Here is a 22,431-nt window from a genome sequence, read left to right as displayed (position 1 = left end):
TTCCACCGGGCCAGTAGGCTCTGCACGCATGGGAGAGCAGGAAGTGCCTACCGGTCCGGTCAAGCGGCGCATCGGCGTGATGGGTGGAACGTTCGACCCGATCCACCACGGACACCTGGTGGCCGCCAGCGAAGTGGCCTCTCAGTTCCATCTGGACGAGGTCGTGTTCGTACCGACGGGGCAGCCGTGGCAGAAGAGCCACAAAAACGTCTCCGCGCCCGAGGACCGGTATCTGATGACGGTCATCGCGACCGCTTCCAACCCGCAGTTCTCGGTGAGCCGGATCGACATCGACCGCGGCGGCGCGACGTACACCGTGGACACGCTGCGGGACCTGCGCGCCCTCAACAGCGACGCGGACCTGTTCTTCATCACCGGCGCCGACGCGCTCTCGCAGATCCTCACCACCTGGCGTGACGTGGACGAGCTGTTCTCGCTCGCCCACTTCATCGGGGTGACCCGGCCCGGCCACATACTGACGGACGACGGTCTGCCCGAGGGCGGGGTGTCGCTGGTGGAGGTGCCCGCCCTGGCGATCTCGTCGACGGACTGCCGGGCGAGGGTCGCGCAGGGCGACCCGGTCTGGTATCTGGTTCCGGACGGCGTGGTGCGCTACATCGACAAGCGCCAGCTCTACCGCGGCGAGTGAGAGAAGGGCACCCGGTGAACGACCGACAGGACCCGTACGACCCCTATGCGCCGCAGGTGCAACTTGTCGGTTATGACGAGTACGGCCAGCCGGTGTACCAACAGGTGCCCCAGCAGGGCTCGTACGACCCGTACGCCCAGGCCCAGCCGCAGCAGACCCACCAGGCCCAGCCCTCCCAGCAGGATCACCAAGGGCAGCGGGGCCAGCAGGGTCAGCAGCAGGGTGGTTACGGGTACGACCCGTACGCCCAGCAGCAGCCCTCGTACGAATACGGCTATGACGCGTACGGCCAGTCCGCGCAGCCGTCCGTGCCCCAGCAGAACCAGGGGTACGGCTACGACACCACGCAGCAGTGGAACCGCGAACAGCCCCCGGCCCAGCAGGCCGCCCAGACGTCCGGCCAGGCGCAGGCCCCCGTACGGGAAGCCGAGCCCGAGCCGGTGGCCGAGCAGATCCCGGTGCTGCCGCAGCAACGCAAGGACGAACGCGACTACCGCACCGAGCAGTTCTCGTTCATCGAGGAGCCCGACGAGGACTCCGAAGACGTCATCGACTGGCTGAAGTTCACCGAGAGCCGCACCGAGCGGCGCGAGGAGGCACGGCGCCGCGGCCGCAACCGGGTGGTCGCGCTCGTCGTCGTTCTCGCCCTCGCGGCGATCGGCGGCGTCGGCTACCTCTGGTCGGCCGGCAAGCTGCCCGGCGTCTCCTCGTCCTCGGACTCCAAGAAGCCGGCGGTCGCGGCCGGGGCGCAGAAGCGGGACGTGATCGTCGTCCATCTGCACAACACCGCGAAGGGCGGTACCTCCACGGCGCTGCTCGTCAACAACGCGACCACCAAGCAGGGCACCACCGTCCTGCTGCCCAACTCCCTCGCCGTCTCCAACGACGACGGCACCCGCACCACGCTCGGCAAGTCCGTCGACGGCGACGGTTCGCAGGGCACCCGCGAGGCGCTCGGCACCCTGCTCGGCACCAAGATCACCGGCACCTGGCGTCTGGACACGCCTTTCCTGGAGAACCTGGTCGACCTGGTCGGCAACATCGACATCAGTACGGATGCCGATGTGCCGGGCACCAAGGCGGGCGCGCCCCCCGTGGTGAAGAAGGGCGACGACCAGACGCTGACCGGGCAGATGGCTGTGGCGTACGCCACGTACAAGGGGCCCGGCGAGGCCGAGGCCAAGCAGCTGCAGCGGTTCGGGCAGGTGATGTACGGGGTGCTGCGCAAGATCTCGGACGACCCCAAGGCCGCGACGATCACCGTGCAGACGCTGGCGCAGATCCTCGACCCCTCGCTGCCCGAGTCCGACCTCGGCGCCTCGCTGGCCAAGCTCGCCGAGCACGCCAAGGTCGGCGCCTACAAGACGGCGGTGCTGCCGGTCCAGCAGGACGGCACGCTCAGCGCGAAGGCCAGTGACAGCGTGGTCAAGGACATCCTGGGCGGCTCGGTCACGGCCCCCGACAAGGGCGCGGCGGTCCGCGTCGGTGTCAGCAACGCCAGCGGCAACCCGAAGGCGGCCGACAAGGCCCGGGTCGACCTGGTCAACGGCGGCTACGCCTTCATCGACGCGGGCGGCGCGAGTACGGCGGCGTCGTCCTCCGTCACCTACGGTGACGCGGCGCAGAAGGCGAAGGCCGAAGAGGTCGCCAAGACGCTGGGTCTTCCGGCCGGTGCGGTCAAGCAGGGCAAGGCCGCGGCGAACGCGGATGTCACCGTGGTGCTCGGCAAGGACTACAAGATCAAGTAATCCTTTCGGGGCTGTCGGCGGTCCGTGAGATCCTGGAGAACGATCTGAATCGATCTGACCGCCGACGAAAGCCAGCATGTGACCGCCACGGACCGTTCCATCGAGCTCATCACCGCCGCCGCTCAGGCGGCCGCCGACCGGCTCGCGCACGACATCATCGCGTACGACGTCAGCGACGTGCTGTCGATCACCGACGCCTTCCTGCTCGCCTCCGCACCCAACGACCGCCAGGTCAAGTCCATCGCGGAGGAGGTCGAGGAGCGCCTGAACAAGGAGCTCGGCGCCAAGCCGGTGCGCCGTGAGGGCGACCGCGACGCCCGCTGGATCCTGCTCGACTACGTCGACATCGTCGTGCACGTCCAGCACAGCGAGGAGCGTGTCTTCTACGCCCTGGAGCGGCTCTGGAAGGACTGCCCCGAGCTGCCGCTTCCCGAGGACGCGAAGAAGACCCGCGGCAAGGCCGCCGAGCACGCCCAGCTGCACGGTGGGACGGAGGACGGTGAGCTGAGCTGAACAGCAGCGACGCGAAGCCGGGCCGGGGCCGCCGGGTAGTCCTGTGGCGGCACGGCCAGACCGCATGGAACCTGGAGCGCCGCTTCCAGGGCTCCACGGACATCGAGCTGACCGAGGCCGGTCTCGGCCAGGCGCGCCGTGCGGCGCGCCTGCTGGCGGCCCTGAAGCCGGACGCGATCATCGCCTCCGACCTCCAGCGGGCCGCGGCGACCGCCGGTGAGCTGGCCGCGGTCTCCGGGCTGCCGGTGACCCATGACTCGGCTCTTCGGGAGACGTACGCGGGCGCCTGGCAGGGCCTGACCCACGAGGAGATCGTGGGGCGCTACGGCGAGCAGTACGCGGCGTGGAAGCGCGGCGAGCCGGTGCGCCGGGGCGGCGGAGAGCTGGAGACCGAGGTGGCCGACCGGGCCGCCCCGGTGGTGCTCGCCCACGCCGACAAGCTGCCCGACGACGGCACTCTGGTCGTGGTCAGCCACGGCGGGACGATCCGTACGACCATCGGCCGCCTCCTGGGTCTTGAGGCGCACCACTGGGAGGGCCTGGGCGGGCTCTCCAACTGCTGCTGGTCCGTCCTCGGTGAGGGCGCGCGCGGCTGGCGCCTGCTGGAGCACAACGCCGGGACGCTCCCCGAGCCGGTCCTTGGCGACGACGACTGAGGCAGCCGCCGGGTCGCCCCCGGTGCGGCCGCCGGGGCGCGCCGGGCGCCCGCCCGGGCGGTGCGACCACCGGATTTCACTTTCCGGCAGGTCACAGGCTAAAGTTCTTCTTGTTCGCGGCGCAGGAGCGCGGGAAACACAGCGAACAGCGGGGCTATAGCTCAGTTGGTAGAGCGCCTGCATGGCATGCAGGAGGTCAGGAGTTCAATTCTCCTTAGCTCCACAGGTACGGGATCCCGTCCGGTCGGTTCGACCGGGCGGGATTTCGCGTTTCCGGGGCACCGCACGCCCGCTTCCCGCACCCCCGCCGCCCGACCCGGTGGGCGCGGGTGTGAGGCGGCCGCCCAGCCCCGTGCCCGCGCGGCCGCCTCACGCCCAGATCTTCTCCCGCATCTCCCTCAGCGTCGCCGTGCGCGCGCCGCTCTCCTCATCGTTCGGCGTGTACGTGACGATCCGGCACTCCGGCATCCCGTTGATGGACAGCGACACCGAGGTCATCCGTATCTCGCCGACCGCCGGGTGCCGGAAGGTCTTCACGCGCGGTCCCGGCGGCACCACGTCGCCGGTCTTCCACAGCCGTGCGAAGTAGGGGCTCGCCTCGGAGAGCTTCGCGATGAACGACTCCCAGGCGGGCTCCCCGGCATGGCGGCCGTACTCCGAGCGCAGGGTCGCCACCATCACCGGCAGCTCCTTCTCCCGGAACAGGACCGGACAGGCGGGTTCCGGCACGGTGAACAGCGTCCACAGCACGTTGCGCACACCCGTCGCCCGTATCTCCGGGATGTCGAACAGGTCCCGGTAGGCGGGGTTGGTCGCCAGGATGTCGTAGCGCCCGTTGTAGACCACCGCCGGATGCGGGTCCAGGGCGTCGATGATGCCCTGGATCTCCGGGCCCACCTCCGCAGGCAGGGCCTCCCGGTCCAGCTCGCAGGGCACGTCCGCCAGGTGGTAGAGGTGCTCGCGCTCGGGCTCGTCCAGGCGCAGGGTGCGCGCCACCGCGTCCAGGACCTGCGGGGAGGCGTTGATGGGGCGGCCCTGCTCCAGCCAGGTGTACCAGGTCACGCCGACTCCGGAGAGCTGGGCGACCTCCTCCCTGCGCAGCCCGGGCGTGCGCCGCCGCAAGCCGGGCGGCATGCCGACGTCGGCCGGCGTGACCCGCGCGCGTCTGCTGCGCAGGAATGCGGCGAGTTCCGGTCTCCGCCGTCCGTTCGGTGCGGCCACAGTTGTCACGTCCCCCATCGTCGGTCCCGTCGCCCGCCGCTGCCAGGTGCTGTCAGTACCAGCATCAGCGGGCTCTCGTTACCCGTATCCGAGCGGGGTCAGGCTGGCTGCCATGACCACCGCGCTTCCCACGGGCCCAAGTCCCTTGCTCAGTAAAGACCGTGCCACTGACAACCGGCCCCCGCTGCTGCTCGCGATCGTGCTCGCGGCGCAGTTCATGGCGCTCCTCGACGTCTTCATCGTCAACGTCGCCGCCCCCACCATCCGTACCGAACTGAACGCCTCCGGCGCCGCGTTGCAGCTGGTCGTCGCCGGTTACACCATCGCGTACGCCGTGCTGCTCATCACCGGGGCGCGCCTGGGCGACCTGCTCGGGCACCGCCGGCTCTACCTGGCCGGCCTCGCCGTCTTCACGGCCGCCTCCCTTGCCTGCGGCCTGGCCGGGACGGCCGGCCAGCTGATCGCCTTCCGGCTGGTGCAGGGCGCCGGATCGGCGCTGATGATCCCGCAGGTGCTCAGCCTCATCCAGCGCAACTTCACCGGAGAGGCACGCGTGCGTGCCCTCGGGGTCTACTCCGCCGTGCTCGCCACCGGCGCCGCCGCCGGGCAGGTCCTGGGCGGCATCCTGGTCAGCGCCGACCTCTTCGGCACCAGCTGGCGGCCGGTGTTCCTGGTCAACGTGCCCATCGGGCTCGTCCTGCTGGCGCTCGGCGTGCGCCATCTGCCCGGGGAGCGGCACGAGCACCGCGGCGCGGCCCGCTGGGCGCGCGACCTCGACCTGCCCGGCCTGGTGCTGCTCGGCGCCTCGGTCTCGCTGCTCACGGTGCCCCTGGTGCTCGGCCAGGAGGAGGACTGGCCGCTGTGGGCCTGGCTGTCGCTGGGGTCGAGCGCGCTGCTGTTCGCCGCGTTCTGGGCGTACGAGTCGCGCCTCGCCCGGCGCGGGGGCACCCCGCTGATCGCGCCCAGGGTGCTGCGTCTGCCCGGCATGGGCCTCGCGGTCGTCCGGATCGCCGTGGTGATGGCCATCAACGCGGGCTTCCTGTTCACCCTCACCCTGCACATCCAGGGCGGCCTCGGCTACAGCGCGCTGCGCGCGGGACTGACCTTCGCGCCGACCGCCGTGGTCTTCGGCACGGTCGGGCTGACCTGGCGGCGCTGGCCCGCGCGCTGGCAACGGGCGCTGGTGCCGGGCGGGTTCGCGCTGACCGCGGTGTCCGCCCTGGCCACCGGCCTGCTGCAGCGCAGCGGCGGCACGGGCGGGCTCACCGTCTACGTGACGTACGCCGGTGTCGGCGCCGGTCTGGCGCTGGCCTTCAGCCCCACCTTCGCGGGCGCGCTCGCGGGCGTACGGCCCGAGGACGCGGCGGACGCCAGCGGTCTGCTCGCCACCGTGAACCAGCTGGGCCAGCTGATCGGGGTCGCCGCCTTCGGCACGCTCTTCCTGAACCGGCTCACGGCGGGGGCGCACACCTCCGGCGGCGCGCTGTGGGTGTGCTCTCTGGCGCTGGCTGGAGCGGCCCTCGTGGGAGCGCTGACGGGTCTCCTACCACGACGCCGCTGACCCTCTTGCGCGACCATGGCAGAATCGGGACGGCCGGAGGGGGACGACGGACCGAACGGGAGGGAGACCGCGATGCCTGCGAGCCGCGAAGACGTCCCGGCCCTGTCCGGTGCGCCGCGGACAGCGACCCGGATCAGCTGCCCTTCCTGCGGCTCTTCCCGTGTCGCCCAGATGCTCGGCGACAGCGGGGACGTCTCCTACGTGTGCACGGCCTGCGGCCACAGCTGGAGCTGAGATGGGTGCACACAGGCGGAAGTGCGACTGGTGCGGCAGCGGTACGCCGATCGTCCGGGACATGGAACCGGTCAACGCCGACTACCAGTACTGGTGCGAGGAATGCGCGCGGGCGCTGATCATAAAAGGCGACCCCATCGAGACCTACCGGGAGCTGGAGGGGGAGCCGATCTACGGCCGCCTCCTGGAGGCGCACTGCACCCTCAAGAGGTTCTACTCGTTCGCCACGGCCTGAGCGGCGCCCCGCGCCGCGCCCCGAGCGCCACCGCCGCCACGAAGGCGGCCCCGGCCAGCGGGTAGAGCGCCGAGAGCGCCATCTGCAGCTCGTTCTGGGCCAGTTCGGGGCGGCCCGCACCGTGGGGCACCCACCACAGGGCGTACGAGCCGAAGACCAGGGCGGCGACGGCCACGCGGATCCGGTGGGCCCCGAGCAGCACGAGCCCCGGCACGCACCACACCCAGTGGTGCGACCAGGAGACCGGGCTCACCAGGAGCGCCGTGACCGCGCAGCACAGCACCGCCCGGGCCCGCTCCCCGCGCAGCTCGGCCCGTACCGTCACATAAAGCCCCAGCGCCGCCGTGAGGGCAGCGGCGGCCGTCCACCAGGACCCCGAGTCGCCGGTGTGCAGCAGCCGCGCCAGCACCCCGCGCAGGGACTGGTTGGCGGTGTCCTCGGCGAGGCCGACCCGGCTCGTCTCGAACACCGTCGACGTCCAGAAGCGGCGCGAGTCGGCGGGCAGCACGAGGGCGGCCGCCAGGGTCGCCCCGGCGAACACCGCCAACGCCGTCGCCGCCTGCCGCAGCCACTGGTTCCAGCCCGCTCCACGCGCGCGTACGAGACCGGTGAGCAGCAGGAACAGCGCGAACAGCGCGGGTGTGAGCTTCACCGCGGCCGCGAGGCCGATGCCCGCGCCCGCCCCCCGGTGGCCGGCCCGCCGGGTCAGATCCCACAGGACGGCGACCGCGAGCAGCAGATTGATCTGGCCGTAGCGCAGGGTCGTCCACACCGGCTCGCACCACACCGTGAGCGCCGCCACCCACAGCGCGGCCCCCGGCCGCTCCCGCCCCGCGAGCCGCAGCGAAAGGTGGGCGAGCGCGACAAGGAGGGCGAGGTTCGCAGCCGTGGCGAGCGTACGCATCTCGGGCACGCCCAGCAGCGTCAGCGGCGTGAACAGCAGCGCGGCGAACGGCGGGTACGTGGTGGGCAGCCGCGCGCGCGTGGCGCGCATCGCGTACAGGTCCGCCCCGGCCCGTACGGCCCCTCCCTCCGCCCGGTAGACCATCAGGTCGATCATCGAGACCCCGGCAGCCCGCTGGGCGACCCAAAAGGTGACGAAAGAGAGCAGACAGGCCGCGCCGGCGAGCGCCACGGGGCGGCGGACGGGGGTGAGACGGGCGGCGGTGTGCGCGAGCACGTTCACGGTCACGAAAGGGGACGTTACCGGCCCTGTCCGTACAGAACGGCAACCGATTTGGTGGAGTGCCGGGGGGACCGTGTAATGTTCTCGATGTCGCCAGGGGAAACCGGGCGGAAAACAGAACAAGGGGCTATAGCTCAGTTGGTAGAGCGCCTGCATGGCATGCAGGAGGTCAGGAGTTCAATTCTCCTTAGCTCCACAATAAAGAAGGCGGCCACCCGATCCGGGTGGCCGCCTTCTTGCCGTTACGGCTCAGCGGGTCAACTGCGGCCGCTTCCCAGGGCCTTGCGGGCCGGGGCGGTCAGCGAGGGCAGTTCGGCGGGCGCCCCCTCGATCCGCAGTGCCAGCGCGGGGCACCGGCGCACCGCACGCTGCGAGCGCCCCTGCAGATGCATCGGGACGGTCGCGTCGGCCACCGCCGGGTAGCCGTCGGCGCCCAGCCGGATCAGCTCCGGGATGAGATCCGCGCACAGCCCGTGCCCCTCGCACAGCGTCCAGTCGACCAGCACCTTCTCGCCGCTGGGGATGCCCTCCTCCTGGTAGCCGTCGCCCGGCAGCGGCAGCAGGCCCAGCGTGGGGCGACCGCAGCCGCCGCCCAGGACGTGCGCCGCCAGATCGTCGGTGAACGCGTTGATGGTGGACGCCAGGAAGCGGGCCGAGCCGTCCGGGTGCTTGCAGGCACCGCGCCCCTTGACCGCGCCCGTCACCTCGCGCAGCGCCTCCAGGGCGGCCGGGCCACCGCCGTTCATGACGTCCGCGAGGCCGCCCGCGGCGGCCGGCAGACCGAGCCGGCACGGGCCGCACTGGCCCGACGTCTCGGCCGCCAGCCAGTTGGCGATCCGCAGCGCCTCGCCCAGCGGACAGGTCTCCGGCCCGATGGGCAGGATCGCGCCCGCGCCGAGCGCGCCGCCGAACGCGGCGAGCGACTCCCGCGAGATGACCGCGTCGTGCGCGGCGGCCGCGTCCAGCCAGCTCCCGTGGTAGCCGCCGGTCAGCACGCCCTGCGGCACGGGCGGCGCCCCGGCCAGCTGGAGCACGTACCGCAGCGGTACGCCCGTCGGCACCTCCACCACCATCGGGCGGGCGACCGCCCCGGAGAGCGTCAGCAGGACCGTCCCGGGCTCGGTGGGCAGCCCGGAGTGGCTGTATCTGCGCGGGCCGACCCGGGCGGCCAAGGCGAGCTGCGCGTACGTCTCCGCGTTGGACAGCAGCGTCGGCGCGCCCCCGATGCCGGTGTCCGAGGCGCGCACCTTGCGCCCCGGCGGCATCGCGGGCCCGCCGCCCGCCGCCCGGATCACGGACGAGGCCTCGCCGGAGATCATCCGCTCCGGAGTGCGCACCACGCGCGCGCGGAGCGCGGTCCCGCGCCGGTCCGCCAGACCCCGCTCGGCGAGGGCCGCGCGGATCGAGGCCTCCGTGGAGTCCCGGGTGACGGCGACGACCAGGGTGCGGGCGCCGAGGGCCTCAGCGGCCAGCAGAGCGCCGTCCAGGACCAGATGGGGGGCGCGGTTCACCAGGACCGTGTCCTTGCGGCAGGCGGGCTCTCCCTCGCTCGCGTTGACCACGACGACCGGGCGCACCCCCCGGCGTATCGCGGACTTGGCGACCGCCCGCAGTTTGCGGGCGAACGGGAACCCGGCGCCGCCGCGCCCGTTGAGCGAGATGTCCTCGGCGAGCTGGGCCAGCTGCTCGCCGGGCACCGGCTCCAGCGGCCCGTGCACCTTCAGGTGCATGTCGAGGCCGAGGCGCTCGACGAGGTCGAACCCCGCCGTCAGTTGCGGGAGTCCGACGACCCGCACTTCGGGGACGTCGGGCAGTGGCGCGTTCACGGGCGGTCTCCTGCGGGGGTTTGCCAGGGCTCACCGGCGACGGGCTGGTGGAACGGGCTGGGCTGGGGGGAGGGTTCGGGCTGCGGCGCGCCGGTCCCGGGGAGCGGTCCCGGGGTCTCGAAGGCGGCGCCGTTGTCCCCGTAGGGGACGGTGGGCAGTGGTGCGGTCTCGTCGAAGCCGCCGAAGTCCGCGCCGCCGAGGCCTGCGCCGCCGAAGTCGGCGCTGTAGTCGGTGCCGCTGTAGCCCGTGCTGTTGTAGGCCGCGCCGCCGAGGTCGGTGCCGCCGAGGTCCGCGAAGCCGCTCTCCTGGAGCGGCATGTTCTCCGGCGGACGCGGGGTGGGCGTCGGCCAGCTCGGGGCGTACTGGGGCGGTGCGGGGGCCAGGGAGACCGCACGGTAGGCGGCCGAGATGCCGGGCGCCGGGGCCGGCCCGGGCACGGAACGCGGCTGCTCGGTCCCGTAGAGCTCCTGCGGCTCGTACGGGTCGGCCGAGAGCGGGTCGGCCGGTTCGCGCTCGGCGGTGAAGCGGTCGGTCGCGAACGCGTCCGTCGGGTACGGATGCGGCGCGGGCGCCTCATAGCGCGGCGAGGTGGGGTCCGCCGGGTGCGACTGGGGGGTCGAGGCGTCCGGGGCGACCGCCTGGGCTGCCTCCACGCGCGCGAGGAGCGGCGCCAGCCGCCGGGTTATGCGGCGGCGCACCGGGCGCGGCAGCGAGCGGACGACCAGGGCGCCGGCCACACCGGCCAGCGAGAGGCTGTAGAGCGTGACGACCCAGCCGGCCGCCTGACGGCCCGCGTACAGGCCGTGGACCAGCGCGAAGCACCAGGCCGGGTAGGCCAGCATGTGCACCGAGCGCCAGTAGCCCGCGACGCGGTCGGGGTTGGCGAAGGCGCTGCGCAGAGCGCCGGTGGCGGCCGTGACGACCATGAGGACGGCGGCGAGCGAGCCGAGGCCGATCAGGCCGTCCGAGCCGGTGACGCCGAGCCCGAAGGGCACCAGGGCGCCGAGCAGGCCCACATGGCCGACCGCGATCTTGACGGTGACGTGCACCAGGAGGAAGCCGATCGAGGACACGGCGGTTGTGCGGTGCACGGCCTGGGCGACGAGCCGGTGGCGCGTCGTCATCAGCAGCCGGTCGGTGGCGAGCAGGCCCCAGACGACCGAGGACGTCAGGCAGACCAGCGAGAGGACACCGGTGGTGAAGTCCAGCGCGGCACGGAAACCGCCGCCGGTCGTGGCGGCCAGCACCGGTATGAGCACCGTCGAGGCGACCAGGAGCGCGCCGGACGATCCTCCCTTCACCCGTCCCTTGAGGGACGGGATTTTCAGTGTCGGGGTGGAGCGGGGACTGTGAGGGTTCATGGGGCAACTCCGAAACGTTCAGCAAAGTGGTCCCGTGGCCGCATGCTAGGTCGCCTCTTACCAAGCGGTACGGCGTTTGATTGGTTGCCCCAGAAGAGGTCGGAAGAGGTCGGTACGCGGAGTAACCTCTGTCGGCTGGGCTCGTTGGGGCGCCTCCTGAACGCTCGGTGTGCGCCCTTGTGAACGCTCAGTGCGGGCCGTGTGGGGCCTGCGGTACCCTGACGCCATGCGTGCCGTACGCCTTCTGCTTAGCGAGCCGCGCTGATCAGTCCCGACCGATGAAAGAGCCGGTCGGAATCGGCGCGGCGTCCCCTCCTGTGCGAGGGGCTTTTTCGTTTGGTGAATCGCAGCCGCTGGCAGAGACGATCGATGGAGCTTTAAGGATCATGAGCGAGACGAACCCCGCTGCCGCAGAGCCGGTAGCGCCGCACCGCTACACGGCCGCCATGGCCGCCGACATCGAGGCACGCTGGCAGGACTTCTGGGACGCCGACGGCACCTACGCGGCGCCGAACCCCAGCGGTGACCTGGCCGGGGACCCGGCCGTCGTCGCACGGCCCAAGAAGTTCATCATGGACATGTTCCCTTACCCCTCGGGCGCGGGACTGCACGTCGGCCACCCGCTGGGCTACATCGCCACGGACGTCTTCGCCCGCCACCAGCGCATGACCGGCCACAACGTGCTGCACACGCTGGGCTTCGACGCCTTCGGCCTGCCGGCCGAGCAGCACGCGGTCGCCACCGGCACGCACCCCCGGGTGTCGACCGAGGCCGCCATGGACAACATGAAGCGCCAGCTGCGCCGGCTGGGGCTGGGCCACGACAAGCGCCGGTCGATCGCCACGATCGACCCGGAGTACTACAAGTGGACCCAGTGGATCTTCGTCCAGATCTTCAACTCCTGGTACGACACCGAAGCCCAGAAGGCCCGTCCGATCTCCGAGCTGGTCGCCCAGTTCGAGAGCGGTGAGCGTCAGGCTCCCACTACGCGTGCGTGGAGCGAGCTGAGCGCCGCCGAGCGCGCCGAGGTCCTGGGCGGCTACCGCCTGGCGTACGCCTCGGACGCGCCGGTCAACTGGTGCCCGGGCCTGGGCACCGTACTGGCCAACGAGGAGGTCACCTCCGACGGCCGCTCCGAGCGCGGCAACTTCCCCGTCTTCAAGGCGAAGCTGCGCCAGTGGAACATGCGCATCACCGCCTACGCGGACCGCCTGCTGGACGACCTGGACGCGCTGGACTGGCCGGACGCCATCAAGCTGCAGCAGCGCAACTGGATCGGCCGCTCCGAGGGCGCGCGCGTGGCCTTCCCGGTGGGCTCCGAGGGCGACGCGATCACCGTCTTCACCACCCGCCAGGACACCCTGTTCGGCGCCACTTACATGGTGCTGGCGCCCGAGCACGAGCTGGTCGACGCGATCGTCCCGGCCGCCTGGCCCGAGGGCACCCACGAGGTGTGGACCGGCGGACACGCCACCCCCGCCGAGGCCGTCGCCAAGTACCGCGCCTTCGCCGCCTCCAAGTCCGACGTGGAGCGCCAGGCCGACGCCAAGGAGAAGACCGGCGTCTTCACCGGCGCGTACGCGGTCAACCCAGTCAGCGGCGACCAGGTCCCCGTCTTCATCGCGGACTACGTCCTGATGGGCTACGGCACCGGCGCGATCATGGCCGTCCCGGCGCACGACACCCGTGACTTCGCTTTCGCGCGCGCCTTCGAGCTGCCGATGCGCTGTGTCGTCGAGCCGTCGGACGACCGCGGTACCGACGCCTCGACCTGGGACGACGCGTTCGCCTCGTACGACGCCAAGCTGGTCAACTCGACGGGCGCCGAGATCTCCCTGGACGGCCTGGGCGTCGTCGACGCCAAGGCGAAGATCACCGACTGGCTGGCCGAGCGCGGCATCGGCGAGGGCACCGTCAACTTCCGCCTGCGCGACTGGCTGTTCAGCCGCCAGCGCTACTGGGGCGAGCCCTTCCCGATCGTCTACGACGAGGACGGCGTCGCCCACTCGCTGCCCGAGTCGATGCTGCCTCTGGAGCTGCCCGAGGTCGAGGACTACTCGCCGCGCACGTTCGACCCGGACGACGCGGACACCTCGCCGGAGACGCCGCTGTCGCGCAACGAGGACTGGGTCCACGTCACCCTGGACCTGGGCGACGGCCCCAAGGAGTACCGCCGCGAGACCAACACCATGCCCAACTGGGCCGGTTCCTGCTGGTACGAGCTGCGCTACCTGGACCCGCACAACAGCGAGAAGCTGGTCGACCCGGCCATCGAGCAGTACTGGATGGGACCGCGCGAGGGGCAGCCGCACGGCGGTGTCGACCTGTACGTCGGCGGCGCCGAGCACGCCGTGCTGCACCTGCTGTACGCGCGCTTCTGGTCCAAGGTCCTGTTCGACCTGGGGCACGTCTCGTCGGTCGAGCCGTTCCACAAGCTGTACAACCAGGGCATGATCCAGGCGTACGTCTACCGGGACAGCCGAGGCTTCCCGGTCGCGGCCGCCGAGGTCGAGGAGCGCGACGGCAAGTTCTTCTTCGAGGGCGAGCCCGTCAAGCGCGAGCTGGGCAAGATGGGCAAGTCCCTGAAGAACGCGGTCACTCCGGACGAGATCTGCGCCGAGTACGGCGCGGACACCCTGCGCCTGTACGAGATGGCGATGGGCCCGCTGGACGTGTCGCGGCCGTGGGACACGCGCGCGGTGGTCGGGCAGTACCGCCTGCTGCAGCGGCTGTGGCGCAACATCGTCGACGAGACGACCGGCGAGGTCACCGTCACCGACGCCGAGCCGGACGAGGCGACCCTGCGCGCCCTGCACAAGGCGATCGACGGCGCCGGCGGCGACCTGGCGGAGATGCGCTTCAACACCGCCATCGCCAAGATCACCGAGCTGAACAACCACCTGACCAAGGCGGGCGGCGCGCTGCCGCGCTCGGTCGCGGAGCCGCTGGTGCTGCTGGTGGCGCCGCTGGCCCCGCACATCGCCGAGGAACTGTGGCGCAAGCTGGGCCACCAGGACTCGATCGTCCACCAGGACTTCCCGGTCGCCGACCCCGCGTACGTCGTGGACGAGACCGTGACCTGCGTCGTCCAGATCAAGGGCAAGGTCAAGGCGCGCCTGGAGATCCCGCCCACCATCTCCGACGAGGAGCTGGAGAAGCTGGCCCTGGCCGACGAGGCGGTCGTCGCGGCGCTGGGCGGCGCCGGGATCCGCAAGGTCATCGTGCGGGCGCCGAAGCTGGTGAACATCGTTCCCGCGTGACAGTTCACGGGTGACAGCTCCTGCGTGACAGCTCCCGCGTGACGGGCGAGCGGTAATGGGGGTTTCCCCTACGGGCAGGTTGGGGGTTCCACGGGAACCGCCAGCCTGCCCTTTCCGTTTACGGTGGAGGGAAGCCGACCGACACCGAGGGGACGTTCATGGAAGCCGCGATCGCGATCCTGGCGCTGACGTTCGTCGCCTTCGTCGTGCTGGGCGTGTACCTGGCGGTGAAGGCGGTCGGCGCCGCCAAGCGAGGAGTGGAGCGCACGGTCACGCAGGCCCGCAAGGCCGTCGAGGACACGACGCTCCGGGCCAAGAGCATGGGCCAGGTCGGTGTGGCCGGGGAGCTCGCACAGCTGCGGCTCTCGCTGCGCACCTCGATGCGGGCCACCCGGGACTCGCTGCACGCACGCGTGGAGCAGGACGAGTCCCTGAAGGAGTCGCTGAGTCTCTTCGAGCGGCTGAGCGGCCATGGACACGAGCTGGACGACGAGCTCAAGCGCCTGGAGCGCGAGCCCGACAAGCGGCGCGTGGGCGAGCGGATGCCGGAGCTGCGCGAGCGTACGGAGCGGATCACGCACGCGGCGGACTCGCTGCGCTGGGCGGCCCGCGACCGGGCCCAGCAGTTCGCCGACGACGACCTGGCGGCACTGAGCGCGGAGATCGAGGTCGAGTCGGGGGCGCTGCGGGACTGGGCGACGAAGGGGCCGACCACGGGGGCGACCACGGGTGTGCCGGGAGGGATACCCGGATCGGCCCCCACTGCCCCGGCCTCCGCCTCGTCGGCCCCTGTGGCGGGTGGCGCGGCGCGCGCCTCGTGGCCGCAGACGTCCGGAGAGCAGGCCTCGGCGCAGAGCCGGCCCGAGTCGGCCACGGTCGTCGACGCGGCGGCCGGGACGGCGTCCGACGCCCCACAGGCGATCGGTGCGGCGAAGCCCGCGCCCGTGTACCCGTGGCAGAAGACGGCCAAGCCGGAGACGACGAACTGAAGCGTAGGAACGGGGCCTGGGTTCCCTGGCGGCCCGCTGCCGCCCGGGCGAGGGCGCACGGCCCGGGTGTCGACACACGTCCGAACCGGTCAAGGCAGGTCCGAACCGATCATTGGACCGGGGCCGGGCTGCCGTGCAGCGGCCCCGGCGGGTAACCTCCCGCTCATGTCCCGCCATGTCGCGATCGTCACCGATTCAACGGCCTACCTGCCGCCGCAGACGATGGAGCGGCACGGCATCACCGCGGTGCCGCTGACCGTCGTCCTCGGCAACCAGGCGCTGGAGGAGGGGACCGAGATCTCGGCCCGCTCCCTCGCTCTGGCCTTGCAGAAACGCCGCTCCGTGACCACCTCGCGGCCCAGCCCCGATGTGTTCGCCGCCGCCTATCGGGCCGCGGCCGAAGCCGGCGCCACCGGGATCATCTCGCTGCACCTGTCGGCCGAGTTCTCGGGTACCTACGACGCCGCCGTGCTGGCGGCGAAGAGTGCGCCGGTGCCGGTACGGGTGGTGGACACCGGGATGGTCGCGATGGCCCTGGGCTTCTGCGCGCTGGCGGCAGCGGAGGTGGCCGAGGCGGCCGGCACGCTCGACGAGGCGGTGGCCGCGGCCGAGAAGCGCGCGGCGGGCACCTCCGCCTTCTTCTACGTGGACACGCTCGACTATCTGCGCCGGGGCGGCCGGATCGGGGCGGCGCAGGCACTCCTCGGCTCGGCGCTCGCGGTCAAGCCGCTGCTCCAGCTGGAGGGCGGCCGCATCGAGATGCTGGAGAAGGTACGCACCGCCTCGAAGGCGATTGCCCGGCTGGAGGAGATCGTCGTCGACCGGGCCGGTACGAGCCGGGTGGACATCGCCGTGCACCACCTCGCCGCGCCCGAGCGCGCGGCGACGCTCGCGGACCGGCTGCGGGAGCGGGTGCCGGGGCTTGCGGATCTGCACGTCAGCGAGGTCGGCGCGGTGATCGGGGCGCACACGGGGCCCGGGCTGCTGGGGGCGGTGGTTTCGCCGCGCTGAGGCCGATGGCCGGACGCGTGGTCCGCCGGACGGGCCGCTCGTCGGGGTCGGCGGACCGGCGCGTGTTACCCGTACGGGTGACGGAGATATCCACAACCACTGGGATATCCACGGGAATTGGTCCTGCTCAGCGGGGTCGGCCGGAGCTGCCTACCGTCGTGGCATGGCTATCCGATCACCACGCATCGCAACGAGCGGCCCGGGCCGCGCTCCGGGTTCGGACGGCCGTGCCCGCCATGGTCACGGTCGTCGCACACACGGCGCCCAGGCCCGGGCTTCCGCCGGAACGGCCGCGCGGCGGCGGGCGGAGGCACTGCTCCCGGCACCCTCGCCGACTGCCCCATCGTCGCCGGTCGCGCCCTCGTCGACCAACCCATCGTCGCCGGTCGCGCCCTCGGCGGCACCGCCCGGGCGCCCGTTCTCCGGTTCGATCCCCACTGCTGCACCTGCTGCTGCTCCTGCTCCTGGCGCTGCCCCTGCCTCTGCTCCTGACCTCGCCCCTGCCCCGACGCCGCCAACTGCGGCCGCTGGAGCTGGCTTTCCAGGCGTACGGGAGCGGGCCTGGGCGGCGCTGCGGGAGCGGTTGCCGGTGTGGGTGCAGGTGCGGTGCGGGCTCACGCCGAGGAGTCTGGCCGCGCTGAGCGTGGTGCTGATCGTGGCCGTGGGGTTCGCCGTGCAGCACTTCTGGGCGGGGCGGCCCGAGCCCGTGCGCGCCCCGGAAAGGGTGAGGGGACCGGCGCCTCCCGTTCGGACGGTGGGCACCGGCCCGGCCCCCACGCCGAGCCCGCTGACGGCGACCGGGGTGAGTGGGGCACCCGGGCCGTCTCCGGGCGGGGGCATCGTGGTCGACGTCAGCGGCAAGGTGCGGCGACCGGGGATTCGCCGACTGCCTCCGGGGTCCCGGGTCGCGGACGCGCTGGCTGCGGCGGGCGGGGTACGGGACGGGGTGGATGTCACCGGACTCAACCGGGCGCGGGTGCTCATGGACGGTGAGCAGGTGGTCGTGGGCGTGCCCGGCGCGGTACCGGGCGGGGTCGCACCGGTGGCGGGCGGTGGGGGGAGCGCCGGGGCGGGTGCGGCGGGGGCGCCGGTCAGTCTGAGCTCCGCCACGGTGGATCAGCTCGACGCCCTGCCGGGGGTGGGTCCCGTGCTCGCCCAGCACATCGTCGACTACCGCGCCCAGCACGGCGGTTTCCGGTCCGTCGACGAGTTACGGGAGGTCAATGGGATCGGTGACCGCCGGTTCGAGGACCTCCGGCCCCTGGTGCGGCCATGAACCGCCCTGTGATCCACATCGAGTCCGGCAACCCGCTCGGGGCCGCGAACCCCCACCGAGAGGGCCCGCCGGACCTCCGCCTGGTCCCGCCGGCGGTCGGCGCCTGGGTGGCTGCCGCAGTGGCGCTCAATGCCCCGGTGGGATGGGTGACTTGGGGGATCGTGGCGTTCCTGGTGGTGGCGGCGGTGCTGCTGGGGCCGACGATTCGGGGCTGGGGAGGGAGGGTGGGAGGCAGGGCTGGCCTATGGGGCGGGGCCGGCCCCGCACCGCCCGTCCCGACGGCGCAGCGGGCCGGGCCCTGGTGGGCGAACCGGGTTGCCGTCGCCGCCGTACTTCTGTGCGCGGCCGCCGGGGCGACCGCGAGCGCGCTGCACGTGGCCGAGGACCGGCGGGGTCCGGTTCCCGAGCTTGCGCGGCAATACGCGCACGCCACCGTCGAGTTGACCCTGACCTCCGACCCGAGGCCGGTCCGGGCGCGGGCGGCGTGGGGCGGGCGGTCGGTGGTGATCCAGGCGCTGGTCACCCGGATCGTCGGGCCGGACGGCGGCGGCAGCCGGGTACGGACGCCGGTCCTGGTGACCGCCCCGGAGCCGTGGCAGCGGCTGCTGCCCTCGACGCGGGTGCGCGTGTCCGCCCGGCTCGCGCCACCGAGGCCGGGTGACAAGTGGGTGGCCGCCGTGGTGCGGGTGCCCGAGCGGGCGGCGCCGCAGGTCGTGGGGGAGCCAACCGCATTGCAGCGTACGGCGGGTGGGCTGCGGGCCGGGTTGCGGGAGGCGGCCGACGGGCTGAGCCCGGATGCCCGGGCGCTGCTGCCGGGGCTGGTCGTCGGGGACACCTCTCGGGTCACGCCCGAGCTGCGGGACGCCTTCGAGGCGACCGACCTCACGCATCTGATGGCGGTGTCGGGCAGCAACCTGGTGATCGTTCTCGTGCTGCTGATCGGACCGCCCGGCCGGGCCTCGCTGGCCGAGCGGGGCGGTCTGGCCCCGCGCCTCGGCATCTCGCTGCGGGCGACGGCGCTGCTCGGCGGGGTGATCACCGTGGCGTTCGTGGTGGTGTGCCGGCCGGAGCCGAGCGTGCTGCGCGCGGCGGCCTGCGGACTCGTCACGCTGCTCGCCATCGCCACGGGCCGCCGCCGATCGTTGATCCCGGCGCTGGCCGCCGCCGTACTGGTCCTGGTGCTGTACGCCCCAGAGCTGGCGGGGAGTTACGGGTTCCTCCTCTCCGTCCTGGCCACGGGGGCGCTGCTCACGATCGCCCCGGGGTGGAGCGAGGCGCTGCGGCGGCGCGGGGTGCCGGGCAGGCTCGCGGAGGTGCTGGCGGCGGCGGGTGCGGCGCAGGCGGTGTGCGCGCCGGTGGTGGCGGTGTTCGCGGCGCGGGTGAGTCTGGTGGCCGTCCCGTGCAACCTGCTGGCGGAACTGGCGGTGGCCCCTGCCACGGTGCTGGGGTTCGCGGCCCTGGCCGTGGCGCCGGTCGCGATGCCGGCCGCCGAGCTGCTGGCCCGGTGCGCGGGCTGGCCGACGGGGTGGATCGCCGACATCGCCCGGACCGGGGCGGCGCTGCCAGGGGCGCAGACGGGGTGGCCGGGCGGCTGGGGCGGTGGGGCCCTGCTCGCCGGGGTCACCGTCGGCGCGGTGTTCCTGGGCAGACGGCTGCCCCGCCATCCGTGGGTGGCCGCCGGGTGCGCGCTGCTCCTGCTGCTCGCCGTGGTGCGGCCCGCCCCGCTCACCAGGATCGTCACCGGGTGGCCGCCGCCGGGCTGGGCGTTCGCGATGTGCGATGTCGGGCAGGGCGACGCCACCGTGCTGGCGGCGGGGGAGGGCACGGCGGTGGTGGTCGACGCGGGGCCCGACCCCGTTCCGGCCGACCGGTGCCTCAGAGCCCTGGGCGTCACCAGGATTCCGCTGCTCCTGCTCACCCACTTCCACGCCGACCACGTGGCCGGTCTTGCCGGGGTGTTGCGCGGCCGGGCCGTGGGGGTGATCGAGACGGCGACGTTCGAAGAGCCGCCGGACCAGGCCCGGTTCGTGCGAAGGACCGCCGCCGAGGCGGGGGTGCCGGTCGTCCCGGTGGAGCCGGGGGAGCGGCGTGCGGTGGGCGGCCTCACCTGGGAGGCGCTGTGGCCGCTGCCTCCGCCGACGGTCACGCCGGACGGGCCGAACGACGCCAGCGTCACGCTGCTCGTCCGGGCCGGAGGGCTGACCCTGCTCCTCCCCGGCGACCTCGAACCACCCGCCCAGCAGGCCCTGTTGCGGGCGCACCCCGAGCTGCCGCCGGTGGACGTCCTCAAGGTCGCCCACCACGGCTCGGCCCACCAGGCCCCGGCCCTGCTGCGCGCGATCCGGCCCCGTCTGGCGCTGATCTCGGCGGGGAGGGGCAACCCGTACGGCCACCCGGCGCCCGCCACGGTGTCCCTGCTCGCCGACTCCGGGGCGCGGGTGCTGCGTACGGACACGGACGGCGCGATCGCGGTGACCGGGAGGGGGAGCGGGGCGGGGAGTGGGCTGACGGCGGTGCCGCTGGGGCGTAGCCCATGAGGGCGGGCGGGGCCCCGGGCCACGCGGCGGGAGGCCCGGGAGCAACGCGGCGGGGCGTAAGTCGGCACGCGTAACCCGACTCGCGCAACCCGGCCCACGTAACCCGGCGCGGGCAGCCCCATCGCATGGCAGTCCTTGGCGCCCCTCGGATCTTGATGCCCCCGTGGTCGCCCGTCCGATGTAACTGGGGGTAGCAATTCGGGCCTCTCCGGACAATGTTGCCCAACACATCACATGGGCACTGTTTGTCGCGAACGGCCAATAGTGATCGAATGTATCTTCGTCAAGGGCCGCTAGTGCTGCCGTGACGAGACTGTCCTGGCCGTGCGTGGTCCGGAAGTTCCTTCTCGCACGGGGGTGTGCGCACCGTGCTCAGCCTCTGGACCGGCAGTTGTTCGACCGACTCTTCCCGTACGGCCCGTACGGGCCGGAGCGGCCCTCTCGCGGCGGTTACCGTTCCGCCGACAGCCGACAGCCGACAGCCGACAGCCGACAGCCGACAGCCGACAGCCGACAGCCGACAGCCGACAGCCGACAGCCGGGGGTCGTGCCGAAGGCCGGGTGAGCTGTGGGGCGGCGCGCCCAAGCCGGGTGAGGCCCGGTCGTGCTCGCGGGACGCGGAGCACAGCGCTCCGGCCCGGGCTACGGCGCCTCCAGCCAGCCCTCGTACTCCTCCGCGAGTTCGTGCAGCGCCGCCGGGTCGAGGCGGTGGCGCGGGTCCTCGATCACGACCAGCCACTGGGCGTCCTCGGCGTCGTCCTCGCCGGCCAGGGCGTCGCGTACGAGCTGGGGCTCTTCGGCAAGGCCGAAGCGGGCGGGGAGTTCCTCGGCCACCTCGTCGGCGGCGTCGCGGTCGGGCAGTACCAGTACGTGTCGGGTCACATCGCTCACCTGGACATTCTCCGGTACGGGGAGGGGTGAAGGGGAACGGCCGCCGGGGGCTGCCGGGGATGCTTTCCGTGGGGGCGCTGTCAGTGGCGCGTGGGATGCTGGATGGCGATGGCCACCAGGAAGAATTCCACCGACGATCCGCTCGCTCCCCTCACGCTCGCCGTGGGCCAGGAGGACCTGCTGCTCGACCGCGCCGTGCAGCAGGTGGTGGCGGCCGCACGGGCCGCCGACGCCGACACCGATGTGCGCGACCTCGCCTCCGACCAGCTCCAGCCCGGCACGCTGGCCGAGCTGACCAGCCCTTCGCTGTTCGCCGAGCGCAAGGTCGTGGTCGTACGGAACGCGCAGGATCTGTCGGCGGACACGATCAAGGACGTGAAGGCGTATCTCGATGCGCCCGCCGAGGAGATCACGCTCGTACTGCTGCACGCGGGCGGCGCCAAGGGCAAGGGGCTGCTCGACGCGGCGCGCAAGGCGGGGGCGCGGGAGGTGGCGTGCCCCAAGACGACGAAGCCGGCGGAGCGGCTGACGTTCGTGCGGTCGGAGTTCCGGGCGCTGGGGCGTTCGGCCACGCCCGAGGCGTGCCAGGCGCTGGTCGACTCGATCGGCAGCGATCTGCGGGAGCTCGCCTCTGCGGCGTCGCAGCTGTGCGCGGACGTGGAGGGGACGATCGACGAGGCGGTCGTCGGGCGCTACTACACCGGGCGGGCGGAGGCGTCGAGCTTCACGGTCGCGGACCGGGCGGTGGAGGGCCGGGCGGCGGAGGCGCTGGAGGCGCTGCGGTGGTCGCTGTCGACCGGGGTGGCGCCGGTGCTGATCACGAGTGCGCTGGCTCAGGGGGTACGGGCGATCGGGAAGCTGTCGTCGGCCCGGGGCGGGCGGCCCGCCGATCTCGCTCGGGAGCTGGGGATGCCGCCGTGGAAGATCGACCGGGTGCGGCAGCAGATGCGGGGGTGGACGCCGGACGGTGTCGCTTTCGCCCTGCGGGCTGTGGCTGAGGCGGATGCGGGGGTGAAGGGCGGGGGGGACGATCCCGAGTACGCCCTGGAGAAGGCGGTTGTGGCTGTGGCTCGGGCCGCGCGGGCTCGGGGGTAAGGGGTTTTGCCCCACCCCGCCCCTTCGCCTAAACCCTCCGGGGGTGGGTGGGGGTGGAGGTGGGTTTCCCGGGGGCGGAGCCCCCGGACCCCGGACCCCCTGGCGGGGGGGGCGGCCCCCCCCCCCCCCCCGGCTCCGTCCCCCCCCTCCGCGCCGCGCCTCCCTGGGCCACAGTAGGGGGA

18 protein-coding genes and 2 tRNA genes are annotated in these 22,431 nt (G+C 72.8%); 15 read left to right on the top strand and 5 right to left on the bottom strand.

All coding sequences use genetic code 11. The features are described from left to right. Nucleotides 1-28: 28 nt before the first annotated feature. From nadD to ACZ499_RS32410, 5 genes are all read left to right on the top strand, one after another. The gene (nadD, locus tag ACZ499_RS32430) at nucleotides 29-649 is read left to right on the top strand and encodes a nicotinate-nucleotide adenylyltransferase (protein ID WP_101388280.1); all 621 of its coding nucleotides are present in this window, start codon (nucleotides 29-31) and stop codon (nucleotides 647-649) included. Between the two features lie 14 nt (nucleotides 650-663). Next, a complete protein-coding gene (locus ACZ499_RS32425; protein ID WP_468679770.1) occupies nucleotides 664-2,397 on the top strand; it encodes an LCP family protein in 1,734 nt (577 codons plus the stop codon). A gap of 78 nt (nucleotides 2,398-2,475) precedes the next feature. Continuing rightward, the gene (rsfS, locus tag ACZ499_RS32420) at nucleotides 2,476-2,910 is read left to right on the top strand and encodes a ribosome silencing factor (RefSeq protein ID WP_371652683.1); all 435 of its coding nucleotides are present in this window, start codon (nucleotides 2,476-2,478) and stop codon (nucleotides 2,908-2,910) included. Further along, complete coding sequence (locus ACZ499_RS32415; RefSeq protein ID WP_468407095.1) at nucleotides 2,907-3,566, top strand: histidine phosphatase family protein; 660 nt, start codon at nucleotides 2,907-2,909, stop codon at nucleotides 3,564-3,566. Before rsfS ends, ACZ499_RS32415 begins: the two co-directional genes overlap by 4 nt. A 150-nt stretch (nucleotides 3,567-3,716) precedes the next feature. Beyond that, a tRNA-Ala gene (locus tag ACZ499_RS32410) sits at nucleotides 3,717-3,789 on the top strand. 146 nt (nucleotides 3,790-3,935) lie between these two features. On the opposite strand, the gene ACZ499_RS32405 is transcribed toward ACZ499_RS32410, so the two are convergent. Beyond that, nucleotides 3,936-4,805 (bottom strand): helix-turn-helix transcriptional regulator, encoded by an 870-nt coding sequence (locus ACZ499_RS32405; protein ID WP_385547135.1) that lies wholly within the window; start codon nucleotides 4,803-4,805, stop codon nucleotides 3,936-3,938. A gap of 181 nt (nucleotides 4,806-4,986) precedes the next feature. Between ACZ499_RS32405 and ACZ499_RS32400 the strand changes: the two genes are divergently transcribed. The 3 genes from ACZ499_RS32400 to ACZ499_RS32390 all read left to right on the top strand — a co-directional run bounded on the left by ACZ499_RS32400 (nucleotide 4,987) and on the right by ACZ499_RS32390 (nucleotide 6,817). Further along, on the top strand, nucleotides 4,987-6,348 hold the full coding sequence (locus ACZ499_RS32400) for an MFS transporter (protein WP_468679833.1): 1,362 nt from the start codon (nucleotides 4,987-4,989) through the stop codon (nucleotides 6,346-6,348). A gap of 72 nt (nucleotides 6,349-6,420) precedes the next feature. After that, complete coding sequence (locus tag ACZ499_RS32395) at nucleotides 6,421-6,582, top strand: zinc ribbon domain-containing protein (protein WP_468679768.1); 162 nt, start codon at nucleotides 6,421-6,423, stop codon at nucleotides 6,580-6,582. Between the two features lies 1 nt (nucleotide 6,583). Beyond that, complete coding sequence (locus tag ACZ499_RS32390; protein ID WP_067158879.1) at nucleotides 6,584-6,817, top strand: hypothetical protein; 234 nt, start codon at nucleotides 6,584-6,586, stop codon at nucleotides 6,815-6,817. On the opposite strand, the gene ACZ499_RS32385 is transcribed toward ACZ499_RS32390, so the two are convergent. Further along, a complete protein-coding gene (locus ACZ499_RS32385; RefSeq protein WP_468679766.1) occupies nucleotides 6,786-8,009 on the bottom strand; it encodes a glycosyltransferase 87 family protein in 1,224 nt (407 codons plus the stop codon). The genes ACZ499_RS32390 and ACZ499_RS32385 overlap by 32 nt on opposite strands. A 117-nt stretch (nucleotides 8,010-8,126) precedes the next feature. Here ACZ499_RS32385 and ACZ499_RS32380 point away from each other — a divergent pair. Further along, a tRNA-Ala gene (locus tag ACZ499_RS32380) sits at nucleotides 8,127-8,199 on the top strand. 61 nt (nucleotides 8,200-8,260) lie between these two features. On the opposite strand, the gene ACZ499_RS32375 is transcribed toward ACZ499_RS32380, so the two are convergent. Both ACZ499_RS32375 and ACZ499_RS32370 read right to left on the bottom strand, forming a co-directional pair. Further along, nucleotides 8,261-9,829 (bottom strand): NADH-ubiquinone oxidoreductase-F iron-sulfur binding region domain-containing protein, encoded by a 1,569-nt coding sequence (locus ACZ499_RS32375; RefSeq protein WP_468679764.1) that lies wholly within the window; start codon nucleotides 9,827-9,829, stop codon nucleotides 8,261-8,263. Further along, entirely contained in the window at nucleotides 9,826-11,190 is a 1,365-nt protein-coding gene (locus ACZ499_RS32370) for a hypothetical protein (RefSeq protein ID WP_468679762.1), read from the bottom strand. Before ACZ499_RS32370 ends, ACZ499_RS32375 begins: the two co-directional genes overlap by 4 nt. Nucleotides 11,191-11,576: 386 nt before the next feature. On the opposite strand from ACZ499_RS32370, the gene leuS reads away from it, so the two are divergent. The 5 genes from leuS (at nucleotide 11,577) to ACZ499_RS32345 (ending at nucleotide 20,263) form a co-directional block, all read left to right on the top strand. Beyond that, entirely contained in the window at nucleotides 11,577-14,450 is a 2,874-nt protein-coding gene (gene leuS, locus ACZ499_RS32365; protein ID WP_468679760.1) for a leucine--tRNA ligase, read from the top strand. 158 nt (nucleotides 14,451-14,608) lie between these two features. Further along, entirely contained in the window at nucleotides 14,609-15,439 is an 831-nt protein-coding gene (locus ACZ499_RS32360; protein ID WP_468679758.1) for a hypothetical protein, read from the top strand. 165 nt (nucleotides 15,440-15,604) lie between these two features. Then, nucleotides 15,605-16,450 (top strand): DegV family protein, encoded by an 846-nt coding sequence (locus ACZ499_RS32355; protein WP_468679756.1) that lies wholly within the window; start codon nucleotides 15,605-15,607, stop codon nucleotides 16,448-16,450. 589 nt (nucleotides 16,451-17,039) lie between these two features. Then, a complete protein-coding gene (locus tag ACZ499_RS32350) occupies nucleotides 17,040-17,726 on the top strand; it encodes a ComEA family DNA-binding protein (RefSeq protein WP_468679753.1) in 687 nt (228 codons plus the stop codon). After that, on the top strand, nucleotides 17,723-20,263 hold the full coding sequence (locus ACZ499_RS32345) for a ComEC/Rec2 family competence protein (RefSeq protein WP_468679751.1): 2,541 nt from the start codon (nucleotides 17,723-17,725) through the stop codon (nucleotides 20,261-20,263). The genes ACZ499_RS32350 and ACZ499_RS32345 overlap by 4 nt, the downstream gene beginning before the upstream one ends. Before the next feature lie 642 nt (nucleotides 20,264-20,905). Here the strand turns inward: ACZ499_RS32345 and ACZ499_RS32340 are convergent. Then, complete coding sequence (locus tag ACZ499_RS32340; protein WP_468679749.1) at nucleotides 20,906-21,154, bottom strand: hypothetical protein; 249 nt, start codon at nucleotides 21,152-21,154, stop codon at nucleotides 20,906-20,908. 108 nt (nucleotides 21,155-21,262) lie between these two features. Between ACZ499_RS32340 and holA the strand changes: the two genes are divergently transcribed. Next, nucleotides 21,263-22,249, top strand: a complete 987-nt coding sequence (gene holA / locus ACZ499_RS32335; protein ID WP_468679747.1) for a DNA polymerase III subunit delta — start codon at nucleotides 21,263-21,265, stop codon at nucleotides 22,247-22,249. Nucleotides 22,250-22,431 lie beyond the last annotated feature (182 nt).

It is taken from the genome of Streptomyces sp. NPDC031265, from assembly GCF_055570295.1.
The sequence above is the reverse complement of the archived record's forward strand: the minus strand, read 5'-3'. Positions and strand labels throughout refer to the sequence as shown.

Excerpts from the sequence above, each read along its gene's own strand:
- ACZ499_RS32370 (WP_468679762.1), bottom strand. The coding sequence starts at position 11,190 with ATGAACCCTCACAGTCCCCGCTCCACCCCGACACTGAAAATCCCGTCC.
- ACZ499_RS32345 (WP_468679751.1), top strand. The coding sequence starts at position 17,723 with ATGAACCGCCCTGTGATCCACATCGAGTCCGGCAACCCGCTCGGGGCC.
- ACZ499_RS32390 (WP_067158879.1), top strand. The coding sequence starts at position 6,584 with ATGGGTGCACACAGGCGGAAGTGCGACTGGTGCGGCAGCGGTACGCCG.
- nadD (WP_101388280.1), top strand. The coding sequence starts at position 29 with ATGGGAGAGCAGGAAGTGCCTACCGGTCCGGTCAAGCGGCGCATCGGC.
- ACZ499_RS32360 (WP_468679758.1), top strand. The coding sequence starts at position 14,609 with ATGGAAGCCGCGATCGCGATCCTGGCGCTGACGTTCGTCGCCTTCGTC.
- ACZ499_RS32405 (WP_385547135.1), bottom strand. The coding sequence starts at position 4,805 with ATGGGGGACGTGACAACTGTGGCCGCACCGAACGGACGGCGGAGACCG.
- leuS (WP_468679760.1), top strand. The coding sequence starts at position 11,577 with ATGAGCGAGACGAACCCCGCTGCCGCAGAGCCGGTAGCGCCGCACCGC.
- ACZ499_RS32355 (WP_468679756.1), top strand. The coding sequence starts at position 15,605 with ATGTCCCGCCATGTCGCGATCGTCACCGATTCAACGGCCTACCTGCCG.
- ACZ499_RS32395 (WP_468679768.1), top strand. The coding sequence starts at position 6,421 with ATGCCTGCGAGCCGCGAAGACGTCCCGGCCCTGTCCGGTGCGCCGCGG.
- holA (WP_468679747.1), top strand. The coding sequence starts at position 21,263 with ATGGCCACCAGGAAGAATTCCACCGACGATCCGCTCGCTCCCCTCACG.